General features: G+C 75.0%; 14 protein-coding genes. 11 read left to right on the top strand and 3 right to left on the bottom strand.

Annotation, left to right across the window (positions count from 1 at the left end):
* Positions 1 to 81 precede the first annotated feature (81 nt).
* Together miaB and ABTZ17_RS04460 are read left to right on the top strand one after the other, a co-directional pair.
* Complete coding sequence (gene miaB / locus ABTZ17_RS04465; RefSeq protein ID WP_352193986.1) at positions 82 to 1,563, top strand: tRNA (N6-isopentenyl adenosine(37)-C2)-methylthiotransferase MiaB; 1,482 nt, start codon at positions 82 to 84, stop codon at positions 1,561 to 1,563.
* 122 nt (positions 1,564 to 1,685) lie between these two features.
* Positions 1,686 to 2,426 (top strand): class III extradiol ring-cleavage dioxygenase family protein, encoded by a 741-nt coding sequence (locus ABTZ17_RS04460; protein ID WP_352193985.1) that lies wholly within the window; start codon positions 1,686 to 1,688, stop codon positions 2,424 to 2,426.
* A 121-nt stretch (positions 2,427 to 2,547) separates the two neighbouring features.
* On the opposite strand, the gene ABTZ17_RS04455 is transcribed toward ABTZ17_RS04460, so the two are convergent.
* Both ABTZ17_RS04455 and ABTZ17_RS04450 read right to left on the bottom strand, forming a co-directional pair.
* A complete protein-coding gene (locus ABTZ17_RS04455) occupies positions 2,548 to 2,838 on the bottom strand; it encodes an antitoxin (protein WP_352193984.1) in 291 nt (96 codons plus the stop codon).
* Between the two features lie 24 nt (positions 2,839 to 2,862).
* A complete protein-coding gene (locus tag ABTZ17_RS04450) occupies positions 2,863 to 3,081 on the bottom strand; it encodes a gliding motility protein (protein WP_352193983.1) in 219 nt (72 codons plus the stop codon).
* A 163-nt stretch (positions 3,082 to 3,244) separates the two neighbouring features.
* On the opposite strand from ABTZ17_RS04450, the gene miaA reads away from it, so the two are divergent.
* The 6 genes from miaA to hflX all read left to right on the top strand — a co-directional run bounded on the left by miaA (position 3,245) and on the right by hflX (position 11,193).
* Positions 3,245 to 4,183, top strand: coding sequence for a tRNA (adenosine(37)-N6)-dimethylallyltransferase MiaA (gene miaA, locus ABTZ17_RS04445; protein ID WP_352193982.1), 939 nt, complete (start codon positions 3,245 to 3,247; stop codon positions 4,181 to 4,183).
* Positions 4,184 to 4,312: 129 nt separating this feature from the next.
* Positions 4,313 to 4,801 carry a hypothetical protein gene (locus ABTZ17_RS04440; RefSeq protein WP_352194018.1) on the top strand — a complete coding sequence of 163 codons (489 nt, stop codon included), beginning with the start codon at positions 4,313 to 4,315 and terminating at the stop codon, positions 4,799 to 4,801.
* Positions 4,802 to 4,865: 64 nt separating this feature from the next.
* Positions 4,866 to 5,741 (top strand): diaminopimelate epimerase, encoded by an 876-nt coding sequence (gene dapF / locus ABTZ17_RS04435; protein WP_352193981.1) that lies wholly within the window; start codon positions 4,866 to 4,868, stop codon positions 5,739 to 5,741.
* A 140-nt stretch (positions 5,742 to 5,881) separates the two neighbouring features.
* Positions 5,882 to 7,993, top strand: coding sequence for a RelA/SpoT family protein (locus ABTZ17_RS04430; RefSeq protein ID WP_352193980.1), 2,112 nt, complete (start codon positions 5,882 to 5,884; stop codon positions 7,991 to 7,993).
* A gap of 104 nt (positions 7,994 to 8,097) precedes the next feature.
* Positions 8,098 to 9,540 carry a M1 family metallopeptidase gene (locus ABTZ17_RS04425; protein ID WP_352193979.1) on the top strand — a complete coding sequence of 481 codons (1,443 nt, stop codon included), beginning with the start codon at positions 8,098 to 8,100 and terminating at the stop codon, positions 9,538 to 9,540.
* A gap of 165 nt (positions 9,541 to 9,705) precedes the next feature.
* Complete coding sequence (gene hflX, locus ABTZ17_RS04420) at positions 9,706 to 11,193, top strand: GTPase HflX (protein ID WP_352193978.1); 1,488 nt, start codon at positions 9,706 to 9,708, stop codon at positions 11,191 to 11,193.
* 135 nt (positions 11,194 to 11,328) lie between these two features.
* Here hflX and ABTZ17_RS04415 read toward each other — a convergent pair whose 3' ends face one another.
* Positions 11,329 to 12,549, bottom strand: a complete 1,221-nt coding sequence (locus ABTZ17_RS04415; RefSeq protein ID WP_352193977.1) for a trypsin-like serine peptidase — start codon at positions 12,547 to 12,549, stop codon at positions 11,329 to 11,331.
* Between the two features lie 214 nt (positions 12,550 to 12,763).
* Between ABTZ17_RS04415 and ABTZ17_RS04410 the strand changes: the two genes are divergently transcribed.
* From ABTZ17_RS04410 to ABTZ17_RS04400, 3 genes are read left to right on the top strand one after another with little or no spacing between them, the layout of a single operon-like run.
* Positions 12,764 to 14,410, top strand: a complete 1,647-nt coding sequence (locus ABTZ17_RS04410) for an aminotransferase class III-fold pyridoxal phosphate-dependent enzyme (protein ID WP_502994592.1) — start codon at positions 12,764 to 12,766, stop codon at positions 14,408 to 14,410.
* A gap of 45 nt (positions 14,411 to 14,455) precedes the next feature.
* Positions 14,456 to 16,333, top strand: a complete 1,878-nt coding sequence (locus ABTZ17_RS04405) for an IucA/IucC family protein (RefSeq protein ID WP_352193976.1) — start codon at positions 14,456 to 14,458, stop codon at positions 16,331 to 16,333.
* Between the two features lie 13 nt (positions 16,334 to 16,346).
* The gene (locus ABTZ17_RS04400) at positions 16,347 to 17,123 is read left to right on the top strand and encodes a GNAT family N-acetyltransferase (protein WP_352193975.1); all 777 of its coding nucleotides are present in this window, start codon (positions 16,347 to 16,349) and stop codon (positions 17,121 to 17,123) included.
* Positions 17,124 to 17,302 lie beyond the last annotated feature (179 nt).

Below are 17,302 nucleotides of genomic sequence, written 5' to 3'. Positions count from 1 at the left end.
GGTGCAGGTCACACCCGGTGGCCCGGCCCCGGGGCGCCACGGGCGGCACGAGCCGCCGCGCGCCCCCTTTACCCTGGACAGGTGAAGACGTACGAGGTGCGCACCTACGGGTGTCAGATGAATGTGCACGACTCCGAGCGGCTCTCCGGCCTCCTGGAGGACGCCGGCTACGTCCGCGCGCCCGAGGGCACCGCCGAGGGCGACGCCGACGTCGTCGTCTTCAACACCTGCGCGGTGCGGGAGAACGCCGACAACAAGCTCTACGGCAACCTCGGCCGCCTCGCACCGATGAAGACCAAGCGCCCCGGCATGCAGATCGCCGTCGGCGGCTGCCTGGCCCAGAAGGACCGCGAGACCATCGTCTCCCGCGCCCCCTGGGTGGACGTCGTCTTCGGCACGCACAACATCGGCAAGCTCCCCGTGCTGCTGGAGCGGGCCCGCGTGCAGGAGGAGGCGCAGGTCGAGATCGCCGAATCGCTGGAGGCGTTCCCGTCCACGCTGCCGACCCGCCGCGAGTCCGCGTACGCCGCCTGGGTGTCGATCTCGGTCGGCTGCAACAACACCTGCACCTTCTGCATCGTGCCCGCCCTCCGAGGCAAGGAGGAGGACCGCCGGCCCGGCGACATCCTCGCCGAGATCGAGGCCCTGGTCGCCGAGGGCGTCTCCGAGATCACCCTGCTCGGCCAGAACGTCAACGCCTACGGTTCCGACCTGGGCGACCGCGAGGCCTTCTCCAAGCTGCTGCGCGCCTGCGGCGCCATCGAGGGGCTGGAGCGGGTCCGCTTCACCTCCCCGCACCCCCGTGACTTCACCGACGACGTCATCGCCGCGATGGCCGAGACCCCGAACGTCATGCCGCAGCTGCACATGCCGCTCCAGTCCGGCTCCGACGCCGTCCTGCGGGCCATGCGCCGGTCCTACCGGCAGGAGCGGTTCCTCGGGATCATCGAGAAGGTCCGTGCCGCGATCCCGCACGCCGCCATCTCCACCGACATCATCGTGGGCTTCCCCGGCGAGACCGAGGAGGACTTCGAGCAGACCATGCACACGGTCCGCGAGGCCCGCTTCGCCAACGCCTTCACCTTCCAGTACTCCAAGCGGCCCGGCACCCCCGCCGCCGACATGGACGGGCAGATCCCCAAGGAAGTGGTCCAGGAGCGGTACATGCGCCTGGTCGCGCTCCAGGAGGAGATCTCCTGGGAGGAGAACAAGAAGCAGGTCGGCCGGACCCTGGAGGTCATGGTCGCCGAGGGCGAGGGCCGCAAGGACGGTGCCACCGCCCGCCTCTCCGGCCGCGCCCCCGACAATCGCCTCGTGCACTTCACCAAGCCCGAGGTCGAGGTCCGACCCGGCGACGTGGTCACCGTGGAGATCACCTACGCGGCCCCGCACCACCTGCTCGCCGAGGGCCCGACCACCGAGGTCCGCCGGACCCGCGCCGGCGACGCCTGGGAGAAGCGCAACGCCGCCCCCGCGCAGCCCTCCGGGGTCCTGCTCGGTCTGCCCGGCATCGGCGTGCCCGCGCCGCTGCCCGTCGCCACGGGCGGCTGCTCGGCCCGCTGAGTCCCGTGACCGGCCGGGGGCGACCCCGGCCGGTCGGGGCACGCCCGTCGCCGCCGGCGGCCGTGCCCGTCCCGTCACCGCCCCGTCCCCGGTCCGGTGCGCTCCGGGGATAGGCTGCGATCATGCTCGTAGCCGCCGCCGTATGCCCCTGCCCGCCGCTGCTCGTGCCCGAGGTCGCGGCCGGGGCCGCCGGGGAACTCGCCGACGCGCGCACCGCCTGCACCGACGCCCTGGCCGTGCTCGCCGCCTCCCGCCCCGACCTCCTCGTGGTCGTGGGCCCCGCCGCCGGTGCCGCCGAGGAGGGCCCGTACCCGCAGGGCAGCCGCGGCTCCTTCCACGGCTTCGGGGTGGCCACCGAGGTCCGGCTCGGCCGCGCCGGCGACCCCGCGGTCGCGGGCGTCGCCCCCGCCGACCCGGAGTCCCCCCTCCCCGCCTCGCTGGCCGTGGCCGCCTGGCTGCTGGAGCGCACCGACTGGGCCGCGTCCCCCGTGACCGCACTGGCCGTCGGAGCCGACCGCGACCCCGAGAGCTGCCTCGCCGGCGGCCGGACGCTGGCGGAGACCGCCGAACGGGTCGCGATGCTCGTGATGGGCGACGGCAGCGCCTGCCGCACCCTGAAGGCCCCCGGCTACCTCGACGAACGCGCCGCCGGCTTCGACGCGGCCGCCGCCCGCGCGCTGGGCGCCGCCGACACGGCCGCCTTGGCTGCCCTCGACCCGGCCCTGGCCCGGGAGCTCCAGGCCGCGGGCCGGGCCCCCTGGCAGTTCCTCGCCGGCGCCGCCGAGGGCGCGGGGCTGGCGGGCCGGCTGCTCTACGAGGACGCCCCCTACGGGGTCGGCTACTTCACCGCCGCCTGGTCCTGAACACGGGCCGGAACCCGGGCGCACCGGGTCCGGACGCGCCGGAGGGGCGCGGAGCGTGCTCCGCGCCCCTCCGGGCACCACCACACCGTCACCGCACCCCGCGGGGCCGGTCAGGACCGGGTCAGGAAGCGGCGGGACCGGTCGGACCGGTCGGACCGGCGGGGCCGGTCGTGCCCGCGGGGCCCGCCGGGCCCTCGCCGCCGTCCTTGTGAGCGATCTTGCCCAGGGCGTCCTTGGCCTTGTCCGCACCCGAGGAGATCTGGCCGCTGTACTTGCCCTTGGTCTTCGAGTCCACGGTCTTCGCGACCTTGTCGAGACCCTCGCCGATCTTCCCCTCGTGCTGCTGCGCGAGTTCGACGGCCTTGTCCTTGGCCGGCGCGAGCTTGGCCTTGAGATTGTCCAGCAGGCCCATGGGTCACCTTCTCCTGGCTCGTACCTACGTACGGGCGCCCTCTCCGGTCCCGCTGGGGGCCGGCTCGGCGGACTGCTGCTTCGGGATCTCCACACCCTCCGCCGCCCCGCCCGCCACCGTCGTGACCCCGGCCTCCCCGGCGGCCTCCGGCTCCGTCACCGGAGCGGGGACCCGCGGGGCCTCCTCGGCCACTGCCTCCACCGCATCCTTGGCCTTGCGGCGAAACCGTGAAAATACGCCCATGTCTGTACTCCCCTAACGTTACGCGTGCGGGTGGAGTTCCGCGTGGCCCGGGACGGATCCACCGAAGGGCCCCCGGCGGCACCCCGCCAGGGCAACGACCCCGCCCGAGGGGCGTCACGTCGCCCGTTCGGGGAGGACCCGCCGGGTTTGCGAGACTGGTGCGGTGAGAAGTGCAGCCCCCGCCCCGCGGGTCATCGCCGTCGTCGGTCCCACTGCGGCCGGAAAGTCCGATCTGGGCGTCGCCCTCGCCCGGTATTTCGACGGCGAGGTCGTCAACGCCGACTCCATGCAGCTCTACCGCGGGATGGACATCGGCACCGCGAAACTGACGCCGGAGGAGCGCGGCGGGGTCCCGCACCACCTCCTGGACGTCTGGGAGGTCACCGAGACCGCCAGCGTCGCCGAATACCAGCGCCTGGCCCGTGCCGAGATCGACCGGCTGCTCGCCGCGGGCCGCACCCCCGTCCTCGTCGGCGGCTCCGGACTGTACGTGCGCGGTGCCGTCGACGCCCTGGAGTTCCCCGGCACCGACCCCGAGATCCGGGCCCGGCTGGAGGAGGAACTGACCCTGCGCGGCCCCGGCGCCCTGCACGCCCGCCTCGCCGCCGCCGACCCCGCCGCCGGCCGGGCCATCCTCCCCAGCAACGGCCGCCGCATCGTGCGCGCCCTGGAGGTCATCGAGATCACCGGCCGCCCCTTCACCGCCAACCTGCCCGGCCCCGACTCCGTCTACGACTGCGTGCAGATCGGCGTGGACGTGGCCCGCCCCGAACTCGACGAGCGCATCGCCCGCCGGGTGGACCGGATGTGGGAGGACGGGCTCGTCGAGGAGGTCCGGGCCCTGGAGGCCGCCGGGCTCCGCGAGGGCGTCACCGCCTCCCGCGCCCTCGGCTACCAACAGGTGCTCGCCGCCCTCGCCGGAGCGTGCACCGAGGACGAGGCCCGCGCCGAAACGGTCCGCGCCACCAAGCGCTTCGCCCGCCGGCAGGACTCCTGGTTCCGCCGCGACCCGCGCGTCCACTGGCTCAGCGGAGCCGTCGCCGACCGGGGGGAACTCCCCGGACTCGCGCAGTCGTTGGTCGAACGAGCGGTTACAGCCTGATCACGTGATGGCATCGGGACGCTCAGGAGGCCATCGGCGGGCCGGCCGCCGTGCCATCATCAAACTCCGGCCGGTGTGACACCGGCAGCGCGCACGCGAACGACGTCCTAGTGGGGAGGGCACGTGGCGATGGAGGCCGGCCCTCGGGACACCGGGCGGGAGGACACCGGACGGGACCCCGTCCGGTCCGCCGCCGAGCCCGTGGTCCCCGTCGTGCTGGGACTTCCCGCGGAACCGGACCGGTTGACCCCGGACGGCCCCGAGACCGAGGAGCCCGTCCCCGAGGTCGAGGTGGAGCTCCGGCCTCAGCGCCGGCTCCGCATCTGGCAGCTCGCCCCCATCGTGATGCTCGCCGCCGCCGGGTCCCTCATGTTCGCCTTCCCCCTCGCCTTCGAGTTCGGGGACGGCGGCGCCGTGGTCGCCATGCTCGGCCTGCTCATCAGCTGCTGCGCCGGCGGCTGGGGCATGATGGCCGCCCGCCGGGTGGGCTACAGCTGGCCCGGACTGCCCGCCCGCGGCTCCGGCGAGCGCCCCGACTGGCGGATCGCCGCCCTGTACGCCGTGGTCGCCCTCGCCGCCGTGGCCCTCGCCGTGCTCCGCGTGGCCCGGCTGCGCTGACCGGCCGGAGCCCCACACCCGGCCCCACCAGGGGCGTGCCGCTCCCGCACCGTACGATGGCGGGGTGACGACGAACCGCCTCAGCTTCCTCAAGGGTCACGGCACCGAGAACGACTTCGTGATCATCCCCGACCCGGACAACGCCGTGGACCTGCCCCCGGCCGCCGTCGCCCGGCTGTGCGACCGGCGGGCCGGCATCGGCGCCGACGGCGTGCTGCACGTGGTCCGCTCCGCGGCCCACCCCGAGGCCCGCGCCATGGCGGACGAGGCCGAGTGGTTCATGGACTACCGCAACAGCGACGGCACCGTCGCCGAGATGTGCGGCAACGGCGTCCGCGTCTTCGCCCGCTATCTCCACCACGCCGGCCTCGTCGAGCCCGGGGACCTCGCGATCGCCACCCGCGGCGGCGTCAAGCGCGCCCACCTCGACAAGACCGGCGACGTCACCGTCGGCATGGGCCGCGCCCTGCTGCCCGAGGGGGAGGTCACCGTCTCCGTCGGCGAGCGCACCTGGCCCGCCCGCAACGTGAACATGGGCAACCCGCACGCCGTGGCCTTCGTCGCCGACCTCGCCGAGGCCGGGACCCTGCACGAGGCCCCGCCGTTCAGCCCCGCCGCGGCCTACCCCACCGGGGTCAACGTCGAGTTCGTCGCCGACCGCGGCACCCGCCACGTGGCCATGCGCGTCCACGAACGCGGCTCCGGCGAGACCCGCTCCTGCGGCACCGGCGCCTGCGCCGTGGCGGTGGCCACCGCCCGCCGCGACGGCCTCGACCCCGCCGTCACCGGAGCCCCCGTCACCTACACCGTGGACGTGCTCGGCGGCACCCTCGTCATCACCGAACACCCCGACGGCTCCGTGGAGATGACCGGCCCCGCCGTCATCGTGGCCGAAGGCGAGATCGACCCCACGTGGCTGACCGAAACGGCTTTCGCCTGAAGCTTCCCTCGAATGGGTGATCCGTTTCACGCTGAGCGAGAGGCGGACTGCGCCACGTGGTGGGGTCGGTAACATCAGACACCGGCCCTGAGGGCTCACCCCATGCCCACCCCCGCCGGTCCACGCCGCCGGAGGTGCCCATGAGTGCAGAGGCCACGAACCCCGAAACGGGCCCCGAGCTCCGTCTGACCGGCCCCGTCCTGCGCAGACGGGGCCGCACCCGGCTCGATCTGCGCCGGCTCGGCCGCGCCGCCATGGCGGGCACCACCGCCCGCGACCGGTTGCCCGACGCCATCGGCCACGTGGCCGAAGCGCACCGGGCCCACCATCCCGACGCCGACCTCTCCGTACTGCGGCGCGCGTACCTCCTCGCGGAGACCTCCCACCGCGGCCAGATGCGCAAGAGCGGCGAACCGTACATCACGCACCCCTTGGCCGTCACCCTCATCCTCGCCGAACTCGGCGCGGAGACGACCACCCTGACGGCCTCCCTGCTCCACGACACCGTCGAGGACACCGAGGTGACCCTCGATCAGGTGCGCGCCGAGTTCGGCACCGAAGTGGGCTTCATCGTCGACGGCGTCACCAAACTGGAGAAGGTGGACTACGGGGCAGCCGCCGAGCCCGAGACCTTCCGCAAGATGCTCGTCGCCACCGGCAACGACGTCCGCGTCATGTCCATCAAACTCGCCGACCGGCTCCACAACATGCGCACCCTCGGCGTGATGCGCCCCGAGAAACAGGCCAGGATCGCCAAGGTCACCCGGGACGTCCTGATCCCCCTCGCCGAACGCCTCGGCGTCCAGGCCCTCAAGACCGAACTCGAAGACCTCGTCTTCGCCATCCTGCACCCCACCGAGTACGAGTCCACCCGCGCCCTGATCGCCTCCCACGCCGGGGAGCGGGACCCGCTGCCCGCCATCGCCGACAGCGTGCGGGCCGTGCTCCGCGAATCCGGGATCCCCGCCCGCGTCCAGGTCCGGCCCCGCCACTTCGTCTCCGTGCACCGGGTCTCCCGCAAACGCGGGGAACTGCGCGGCACCGACTTCGGGCGGCTGCTCGTCCTGGTGGCCGAGGACGCCGACTGCTACGGGGTCCTCGGTGAACTGCACACCTGCTTCACCCCGGTGATCTCGGAGTTCAAGGACTTCATCGCCGCCCCCAAGTTCAACCTCTACCAGTCGCTGCACACCGCCGTCGCCACCCCCGACGGGGCGGTCGCCGAGGTCCTCATCCGCACCCACCGCATGCACCGCGTCGCCGAGGCCGGGGTCGTCGCCCTCGGCAACCCCTACGTGACGGAGGCCGCGGGTCGCGCCCCCGCCGACACCGGCCCGACCCCCGGCGGCGAGCGGGCCGACCCGACGCGGCCCGGCTGGCTCTCCCGACTGCTCGACTGGCAGCAGGCCACCCCCGACCCCGACACCTTCTGGACCTCCCTGCGCGCCGAACTCGCCCAGGACCGGGAGATCACCGTCTTCCTCGCCGGGGGGGAGGGCCCCGCCACCATCAGCCTGCCCGCCGGGGCCAGCTGCGTGGACGCCGCCTACGCCGCGCACGGCGAGGACGCCCATCGCTGTGTCGGCGCCCGCGTCAACGGCCGCATCGCAGCCCTCGGCACCCGGCTGTCCGACGGCGACACCGTGCAGCCGCTGCTCGCCCAGGACACCGGTTCCGGGCCCGCCCCCGGCTGGCTGGACCACGCCCGCACCCCCGCCGCCCGCATCGCCATCAGCGGCTGGCTGCGCAACCACCCCGACGCCCACCTGCCCGAGCCCGCCCCCCGGCCCCCGCTGCCGAACACCTCCATGCGCAGCGGCGGCGGGAACGCCGTGGCCGAGCTCCCCGGAGCCCCGGTGCGCCTCGCCGGCTGCTGCACCCCCGTACCGCCCGACAAGGTGGCGGCCTTCGTGGTCCGGGGCGGTGCCGTGACGGTGCACCGCACCCGATGTCCCGCCGCCGAGCGGATGCGCTCCCTGGGGCGCACGCCCGTGGCCGTGCACTGGCGCGACACCGCCGACTGCATGGTGACCCTGATCGCCGAATCGTTCGGCCGCCCGCACCTGCTGGCCGATCTCACCGAGGCGATGTCCCGCGAGGGCGCCTCCATCATCTCCGCCACCGTCGAGCCCCCCACCGAACAGCGGGTCCGGCACACCTACACCGTCCAGCTCCCCGACTCCGCCGGACTGGCCGCCCTGATGCGGGCCATGCGGGAGGTCCCGGGCGTGTACGACGTCAGCCGGGTCTGAGCGGCCCGCCCGCGCGGCCCGCCCGCGCGGCGCCGTCTCCCCGTTCGGGTGGGGCCGGCGCGCGTCGCCCGCCCGGGGACCGCGGGCGCTGGTAGCCGTGGTGCATGCAGCTCACCTCCCGCCTGCGCGCCGCACTGCTCACGGCGGCCTCCCTGACCCTGGTCGCCGCCGTGCTGCCGCCGCCGAAGGCCCTCGGGATCGGGGACCCGCTCTTCCCCGAGCTCGGCAACCCGGGGTACGACGTCCTCTCCTACGACCTCTCCTTCACCTACCGGGCCAATGACCGGCCCCTGGACGCGGTCACCGTGATCAAGGCCCGGGCCCTGGCGGACCTGGACCGCGTCAACCTCGACTTCACCCACGGCAAGGTGTCCTCCGCGCAGGTCAACGGGGCCGCGGCCGAGTTCGGGACGGTCTCCGAGGACCTGGTCCTCACCCCGCGCGAGCCCGTGCACCAGGGCTCCACCATCAAGATCACCATCCGGCACACCAGCGACCCCCGGGGCGCCGGCGACGGCGGCTGGGTCCCCACCGACGACGGCCTCGCCATGGCCAACCAGGCCGACGCCGCCCACCGGGTCTTCCCCTGCAACGACCACCCGGCGGACAAGGCCCTCTTCACCCTGCGGATCACCACCCCGCCGGGGCTGACCGCCGTGGCCAACGGCATCCCCGAGAGCAGGGTCCGGACGGCCCCCGGCGCCCCCACCACCTGGACCTACCGCACCCTGCACCCCATGGCCACGGAGCTGGCGCAGGTCTCCATCGGCAAGTCCACCGTCGTGCACCGCACCGGCCCCGGCGGGCTGCCCATCCGCGACGTGGTCCCCACCGCGGACGCCGAACGCTTCGAGCCCTGGCTCGCCAAGACCCCCGGCCAGGTGGCCTGGCTGGAGAAGCGCCTCGGCCGCTACCCCTTCGAGAACTACGGGGTGCTGATCGCCCGCGCCCGCACCGGCTTCGAGCTGGAGACCCAGACCCTCTCCCTCTTCGAGAGCGTCCTCTTCACCGACCCCGGCTACCCCGCCTGGTACGTGGAGTCCGTGATGGTCCACGAGCTGGCCCACCAGTGGTTCGGGGACAGCGTCACCCCCCGCACCTGGTCCGACCTGTGGCTCAACGAGGGCCACGCCACCTGGTACGAGGCCCTGTACGCCGACGGGCTCGGGAAGTACGCGCTGGAGCGCCGCATGCGCGAGGCGTACCAGCGCTCCGACCAGTGGCGGGCCGCCGGCGGACCCCCCGCCGCCCCCAAGCCCGCCCCGCCCGGCCAGAAGATCGGCCTGTTCCGCCCCGTGGTCTACGACGGCTCCGCCCTGGTCCTGTACGCCCTCCGGCAGCGGATCGGCACCTCCGCCTTCGAGCGTCTGGAACGCGAGTGGGTGGCCACCCACAAGGACGGCACCGCGGGCACCGCCGACTTCGTCCGGCTGGCCTCCGAGGTCTCCGGCCAGGATCTGACCGGCTTCTTCAAGGAGTGGCTGTACGGGGCGAAGACCCCGGCCATGCCCGGTCACCCCGAGTGGTCCGGCGGGAAAAGGGTGTGACGTCCGGGGAACGGGCATGTCAATATCGACGGGCCGGTGAGCGCGCGGGCCGCGGACGGTGACCCCGCCCGGTCCCCTCCCCTCGGGGACGGACCGCCCGGGAATCTTCCCCGGGCCTCCCGCGTTGTAGCCGACGCAACGATTCGTATCGACGTGAAGGATCCAATGACCTCCTCTTCTTCCCCTTCCCAGGACGCGCGGGACGCGCAGAGCTTCACCGAGAGCCTTCGGGCCGATGCCCTGATGGAAGAGGACGTCGCCTGGAGCCACGAGATCGACGGGGAGCGGGACGGCGAGCAGTTCGACCGCTCCGAGCGCGCGGCCCTGCGCCGCGTCGCCGGCCTCTCCACCGAGCTCGAAGACGTCACCGAGGTCGAGTACCGGCAGCTCCGTCTGGAGCGGGTCGTGCTCGTCGGCGTGTGGACCTCCGGCACGGTCGGGGACGCGGAGAACTCCCTCGCGGAGCTCGCCGCGCTCGCCGAGACCGCCGGTGCCCTCGTCCTCGACGGCGTGATCCAGCGCCGGGACAAGCCGGACCCGGCCACCTTCATCGGCTCGGGCAAGGCCCGTGAGCTGCGCGACATCGTCGTGGAGAGCGGTGCGGACACCGTGGTCTGCGACGGCGAGCTCAGCCCCGGCCAGCTCATCGCCCTCGAAGACGTGGTCAAGGTCAAGGTCGTCGACCGGACCGCCCTGATCCTCGACATCTTCGCCCAGCACGCCAAGTCCCGAGAGGGCAAGGCGCAGGTCGCGCTCGCGCAGATGCAGTACATGCTGCCGCGCCTGCGCGGTTGGGGTCAGTCGCTGTCCCGGCAGATGGGTGGCGGCGGCGGTGGCGGCATGGCCACCCGAGGCCCCGGTGAGACCAAGATCGAGACGGACCGGCGCCGGATCCGCGAGAAGATGGCGAAGATGCGCCGGGAGATCGCGGAGATGAAGACCGGCCGTGACATCAAGCGGCAGGAGCGGCGGCGGAACAAGATCCCGTCGGTCGCGATCGCCGGTTACACCAACGCCGGGAAGTCCTCCCTGCTCAACCGCCTCACCGGGGCGGGCGTGCTCGTGGAGAACTCCCTGTTCGCCACCCTCGACCCGACCGTCCGTCGGGCCGAGACCCCGACGGGCCGGATCTACACCCTCGCCGACACCGTCGGATTCGTCCGGCACCTGCCCCACCACCTGGTCGAGGCCTTCCGCTCCACCATGGAGGAGGTCGGCGAGTCCGACCTCATCCTGCACGTGGTGGACGGCTCGCACCCGGCCCCCGAGGAGCAGCTGGCGGCGGTCCGCGAGGTCATCCGCGAGGTCGGGGCCGTGGACGTGCCCGAGATCGTGGTGATCAACAAGGCGGACGCGGCGGACCCGCTGGTCCTCCAGCGGCTGCTGCGGATCGAGCGGCGCTCCATCGCCGTCTCGGCCCGCTCCGGCATGGGCATCGAGGAGCTGCTCGCGCTCATCGACTCCGAGCTGCCCCGCCCCTCCGTCGAGGTGGAGGTGCTGGTGCCCTACACCCGGGGGTCCCTGGTCGCCCGCGCCCACGCCGAGGGCGAGGTGATCTCCGAGGAGCACACGCCGGAGGGCACCCTCCTCAAGGCGCGGGTCAACGAGGAACTGGCCGCGGACCTGGCTCCGTACGTCCCCGCCAAGAACTGAGCCGGAGGGGGCGGGGCGCGCCGGCGCACCGCCCCCGGTAGGCGGAAGGGCTCCGGCCCCAGGTGATCGCCTGGGGCCGGAGCCCTTCTCCGTTCCGCCCGCCCGCCGGGGTCCGCGCCCCGGCGGCGGGACCCCTCAGCGGCGGAACTTGCCGCTGACCGCCGTGAACACCGCCTTGGCCTCGTCGCCGAGCCGGGGACCGGCCAGCCAGCCCGCCGAGGCCGGGCCGATCGAGGTGTTGGAGACCAGGGCCGGCTTGCCGTCCCGGCCGGTGGCCACCCAGCCGCCGCCGGAGGACCCGCCCGTCATCGTGCAGCCGATCCGGTACATCACCGGGTCCGTCCCGTTCAGCGACAGCCGGCCCGGCCGGTCGGCGCACTGGAACGCCCGCTGCCCGTCGAAGGGCGCCGCCGCCGGGTAGCCGGTGGCCGTGATCTTCGCGATCTTCCCGACGGAGGGGGCCGCGAACTCCACCGGCAGCGCCCCGCCGACGGTCTCCTCCAGGGACTTCCCGGCGCCGCCCTCCGGGGTCACGTGCAGGACCGCGAAGTCGAAGGGGGCACCGGCCCCACCGGTCGGACCGCCCTGCGCGATCCACTGGTCGGAGGTCTGCGCCCAGTCGCTCCACCACACCCCGTACGGGGCGACCTGCTCGCGGGTGGCCTCCTTCAGCTCGGCGGAGGAGCGGCCCGCGTCGTTGTACGAGGGCACGAAGGCGATGTTGCGGTACCAGCCGCCCTTCTTGCCCGCGTGCACGCAGTGCCCCGCCGTCCAGACCATGTTGGAGCGGCCCGGGTTCGCCGGGTCCGCGACCACCGTGGCCGAGCAGACCATGGAGCCCTCGGGGCCGTCGAAGAACACCTTGCCCGCCTCGGGGACGGACTCGTGGTAGCGGGGCGCCACGGCGCTCGCGCGCACCGGCGTCGGGGCCGGGTCGGTGACCCCCTGGTCCTGCCCGAGGTCGGGGTCCGCCACCGGCTGGTCGGGCTGCTCGGCCCGGCGCATCCGGTCCGGGTCCCACAGGTCCTCGATGATCGGGTTGACGAAGTCCTCGGCCTCGCGCAGCCAGTCGTCCTTCTTCCAGTCCCGCCAGGCACCGTCCTTCCACTTGTCCAGGTCGATGCCGTGTTCCTTGAGCTTGTCCTTCCAGTCCCCGGGGATCTTGATCCCGCCCGGACCGGCCGCCGGGGAGCTCGCGGCGGTCGACGGCTTCCCGGCGCCCTCGTCCCCGCCGGGCCCGCAGCCCGCGACGGTCAGCGCGAGGGCCGCGCACAGTCCGGTGGCCGCCACCGCCCGGGACACGCGGCGGGAACGCCCTCCGTTCGAGGTGGCGGGAGCCGGTCGGATCGGTCGCATGGTCGTGAATCCCCTTGCTGCTTCGAGACGTGGAGTGCAACCCCCCACTATGCCGCTGCCGTTGGTGACGGCACAGCAGGGGCCCACGGTTCCCCGGCCGCAACGATCATCCGGACCACCCGTGTTCCCCCGCCGCCCCCGTCGTTGGTACGGACGGGGGACGCACGGGCAGCGCCCTTGTTCGAGGAGCAATCATCCGGGAGGACGGAGAACCGTGGCCGTGACCGAACAGGCCGCCGCGAGGGGCGCGGGGAACGGGGCCGCGGAGGACGGGGGCACGCGGAGCGGGGCGAGCGGGGGCGGCGCGCCCGCGGCGGTCCCGCAGCCGCGCCGGCGGACCCCCCGCGAGACCGCCGCCCGCACCTACGCCCGGTCGCTCCCGGTGGTGCCGGTCCGGGCCCGGGGCCTGACCATCGAAGCGGCGGACGGCCGCCGCTACCTGGACTGCCTCTCCGGCGCGGGCACCCTGGCCCTGGGCCACAACCACCCCGTGGTCCTGGAGGCCATCCGGAGGGTGATCGACTCCGGGGCCCCCTTGGACGCCCTCGGCCTGGACACCCCCGTCCGGGAGGCCTTCACCGCCGAGCTGCTGGCCTGCCTCCCCGCGCCCCTGGCCCGGGACGGCCGGATCCGCTTCTGCGGACCGGCCGGCGCCGACGCGGTGGCCGAGGCCGTCGCCCTGGCCCGCCGCGCCTCGGGGCGTCCGGACCTGATCGTCCACGGCGCCCCCGCCTACCCGGGCGCCGGGGACGGCCCGCCGGTCACGGGCCCGGACGGACCGGCGCGGGCCCAGGGCCCGCGGGCGGGCGAGCCGACCGGGGGACGCACCCTCCGGCTCCCGCACCCCCGGGAGGTCCGCTGCGCCTTCGGGACCGGCGGCCCCCGGGGCGCCGGACTCGCCGCCCGCTGGACCGAGGAGGTGCTCGACGGCCGGGCGGGCCCCGCCACCGCGCCCGCCGCGGTGCTCCTCGAACCGGTCCGCTGCGAGGCCGGGGTGCACCCGGCCCCGGACCCGTGGACGCGCCGGCTGCGCGAGCTCACCCGGGCCCGGGGCATCGCCCTCATCGCCGACGAGACACGGACAGGAGTGGGCCGGACCGGAGCCTTCTGGGGAGTGGACCACGCGGGCGTGGTCCCCGACGTGATGGTGCTGTCCCGGGCGCTCGGCGGCAGCCTCCCCCTGTCGGTGGTCGTGCACCACGCCGACCTGGACCCCGGACCGGAGACCGGGGCGCCCGCCGGCTTCCCCGGCAACCAGCTGGCCATGGCCGCCGGCACCGCCACCCTCGCCCACGTCCGGACCCACCGGCTCGCCGAACGCGCCGCCGCCCTCGGCGCCCGGATGCTCGAAGAGATCCGCGGGCTCGCCGCCCGCCACACCTGTGTCGGAGAGGTCCGCGGCCGCGGACTCATGATCGGCCTGGAGATCGTCGACCCGGAACGCGCCGCCGGTGAGCCGGAGCACCCGACCACGGCCGGGACCCCCGCCGTGCCGCGCCCCGCCGCACCGGGGGACCGACCCGCGAGGACCGTCCCGCAGTCGCCCCCGGACCGGGCGCACGTCTCGGACCGGGCGCGCGACGCCGGGCCCGCCCGGCCGCCGTGGCCCTTCACCGCCCCCGGGCCGGCGCCGTCCCGACGGATCGCCCCGGCCGCTCCCGCGCTGGCCGCCGAGATCCGGAGCGCCTGCCTGGACAGGGGGCTGATCCTCGGCCTCGGCGGCCCCCACGGCGAGGTCGTACGGCTGCTGCCGCCGCTCACCCTCACCGACGGGCAGGCCGACGCCGTCCTGGAACGCCTCGCCGACGCCGTGGCCGCCGCCGAACGGAACCGGCTCCACCGGCCGCGCACCCCGCGCTGAGCCGCGCATCCGCGCCGCACCGGAACCCACCCGCGAAGGAACCCCGTGAACCCCAGCCCCGCACCCGAGCCGCCCGCCTCCGAAGGCCCCGCACAGCGGGCCCGGCCCGGCGCGGCACCCGCCCTGCTGCCGCGCCAGCAGGACGCGGCCGCCCGGCGCCCGCTGGGCACTCTGGTCCCCGACGCCGACGGCACCCCCGAGGGCCCTCCGGACCCCTTGGACCACCCCGACCCGGCCGTCGCCGCCGAGGCCGCCGGCACCGAGAACCTGCTCCGCTGCTGGGCCCGCGAGAACGACCTGCCCCGGCCCGAGGGCGGCCTCCTGCGGATCCCGCTGCCCGCCTCCGGAACGGCCCTCCTGGCCCCCGTCCGCTACTGGTCCGCCACCGGCTGGCACCGCTTCGGGGCACCCCGGCTCGAAGGCGCCCCGCCGCAGGCCCCCGCCGTGGACCCCGTGACCCTCGCCGCGCTGCTCCTCCGCGAGGAAGGCGGCCGCGGCGGCCCCGAACTCCTCGGCCGCGTCGCCGACTCCGTGCGCCGCACCACCGCCCTCCTCACCGAGCGCCGCGAACGCCCCGCGCCCCCGGCCGTCACGGACCCCTTCCTCACCGCCGAACAATCCCTCCTCCTCGGCCACCCCCTCCACCCCGCCCCCAAGAGCCGGGAAGGGTTCTCCGAGAGCGAGGCCCGGCACTACTCGCCCGAGACCCGCGGCTCCTTCCCCCTCCACTGGACCGCCGTGGACCGCTCCCTCCTGGCCACCGACTCGGCCTGGACCGAAGGCGGCAGGCCCGTCCCCGCCGAACGGCTCCTCGCCCGCCTCGCCCCCGGCCTCACCCCGCCCGCCGGCACCGTCGCCCTGCCCCTGCACCCCTGGCAGGCCCGCGAACTGCGGCTGCGCCCCGCCGTCGCCGCCCTCCACGAGGCCGGACTCCTCCGGGACCTCGGCCCCCACGGCGAGCCCTGGCACCCCACCTCCTCGGTCCGCACCGTCCACCGACCCGGCGCCCCGGCCATGCTCAAGCTCTCCCTCGGCCTGGCCATCACCAACTCCCGCCGGGAGAACCTCCGCAAGGAACTCCACCGCGGGGTGGAGGTACACCGCCTCCTCCGCTCCGGCCTGGCCGAGGAGTGGCAGTTCGCCCACCCCGGCTTCGACATCGTCCGCGACCCCGCCTGGGTGGCCGTGGACGACCCGGACGGCAGCCCCGTACCCGGCCTCGACGCCCTGCTGCGCCACAACCCCTTCGGCCCCCGCGACGAGGCCGTCTGCGTGGCCGCCCTCACCTCCCCCCACCCCCGACCGGGCCGCGCCGGACTCCGCTCCCGGCTCGCCGGAACCGTGCACCGGCTCGCCGCGACCACCGGCCGCCCCGCCTCCGCCGTGGCCACCGAGTGGTTCCTGCGCTACCTGGACCACGTGGTCCTGCCCGTCCTCGCCCTCGACGCCCTCGCGGGCATCGCCCTCGAAGCCCACCAGCAGAACACCCTGGTCCTCCTCGACCCGGCCGGCTGGCCGATCGGCGGGCGCTACCGCGACAACCAGGGCTACTACTTCCGGGAATCGCACCGCGAGGCGCTGGACCGCCGGCTCCCCGGCATCGGCTGCCGCAGCGACACCTTCGTCCCCGACGCCGTCACCGACGAGCGCTTCGCCTACTACCTCGGCATCAACAACGCCCTCGGCCTGATCGGCGCCTTCGGCTCCCAACAGCTCGCCGACGAGCGCGTCCTCCTCGCCGCCCTGCGCCGCTTCCTCGGCAAGGCGGCCGGACTGGGACCCCTGCCCGCCCTGCTGCTGGACTCGCCCGTCCTGCGCTGCAAGGCCAACCTCCGCACCCGCGTCCACGGCCTCGACGAACTCGTCGGCCCCGTCGACACCCAGTCCGTCTACACCACCCTCACCAACCCCCTCCACGCCTGAAGCAGGGAAGCCGATGCCCTCCACCACCGACACGGGAACCGCTCCCGCCCCCCACACCGGGACCTCCTGCGAGGACACCCTGGAACTACGGCTGCCGCCGGGCTTCCCCGACCTCCTCGGCGAGGAGGGCCCCGGCCTGCCCGCCGAACCAGCTGCGGACTGTTTCCGCTTCGGCCGGGCCCCCGACGCCCGCGCCGACCTGCCCCGGCTCGCCGAGGCCGAACTCCTCGACTCACCGGCCGCCTGGGACCCGGTCCGGACCCCGGACGGCCTCTTCACCCTGACCCCGGTCCGCCCGGAACACGACCTCGACCTCGTCACGCGCTGGATGAACGATCCCGCCGTGGCCGCCTTCTGGGAGCTCGCCGGCCCCGCCGCGACCACCGCGGCCCACCTCGCCGCCCAACTCGACGGCGACGGACGCAGCATCCCCTGTCTCGGACTCCTCGACGGCCGACCCATGAGCTACTGGGAGGTCTACCGCGCCGACCTGGACCCGCTGGCCCGCCACTACCCGGCGCGTCCCCACGACACCGGACTCCACCTTCTCATCGGAGAGCCCGGCGACCGCGACCGCGGCCTCGGCGGCCGGCTGCTGCGCGCCGTCGCCGACCTCGTCCTCGACCACCGGCCCCGCTGCGCGCGTGTCGTGGCCGAACCGGACCTCCGCAACACCCCCTCCGTGGCGGCCTTCCTCCACGCCGGCTTCCGCTTCTCCGCGGAGATCGCGCTGCCCGACAAGCGGGCCGCCCTCATGATCCGCGACCGAGCCCTGCGCACCCTGCTGTGACCGCCGCCGGCCCGCACCCGGTGCGCCCCGCCGGCCGGGCCCCCGCCCCCGGCGGGCCCGTGCCACCCGCTGCGGCGCCCGCCGACCGGCCCCCGCCCGCCCGAGCCGGCCGCCCCCGGCGGGGCCGGTCACGCTCCCGGACCGTCCTCCACTGTCCGAGGACCCGCGTAGGGTTGGCG

This window comes from Streptomyces sp. NPDC097619 (genome assembly GCF_040302735.1).
Taxonomy (GTDB): domain Bacteria; phylum Actinomycetota; class Actinomycetes; order Streptomycetales; family Streptomycetaceae; genus Streptomyces.
Note: the sequence above shows the minus strand (reverse complement) of the source record. Positions and strands in the feature narration are given on the sequence as shown.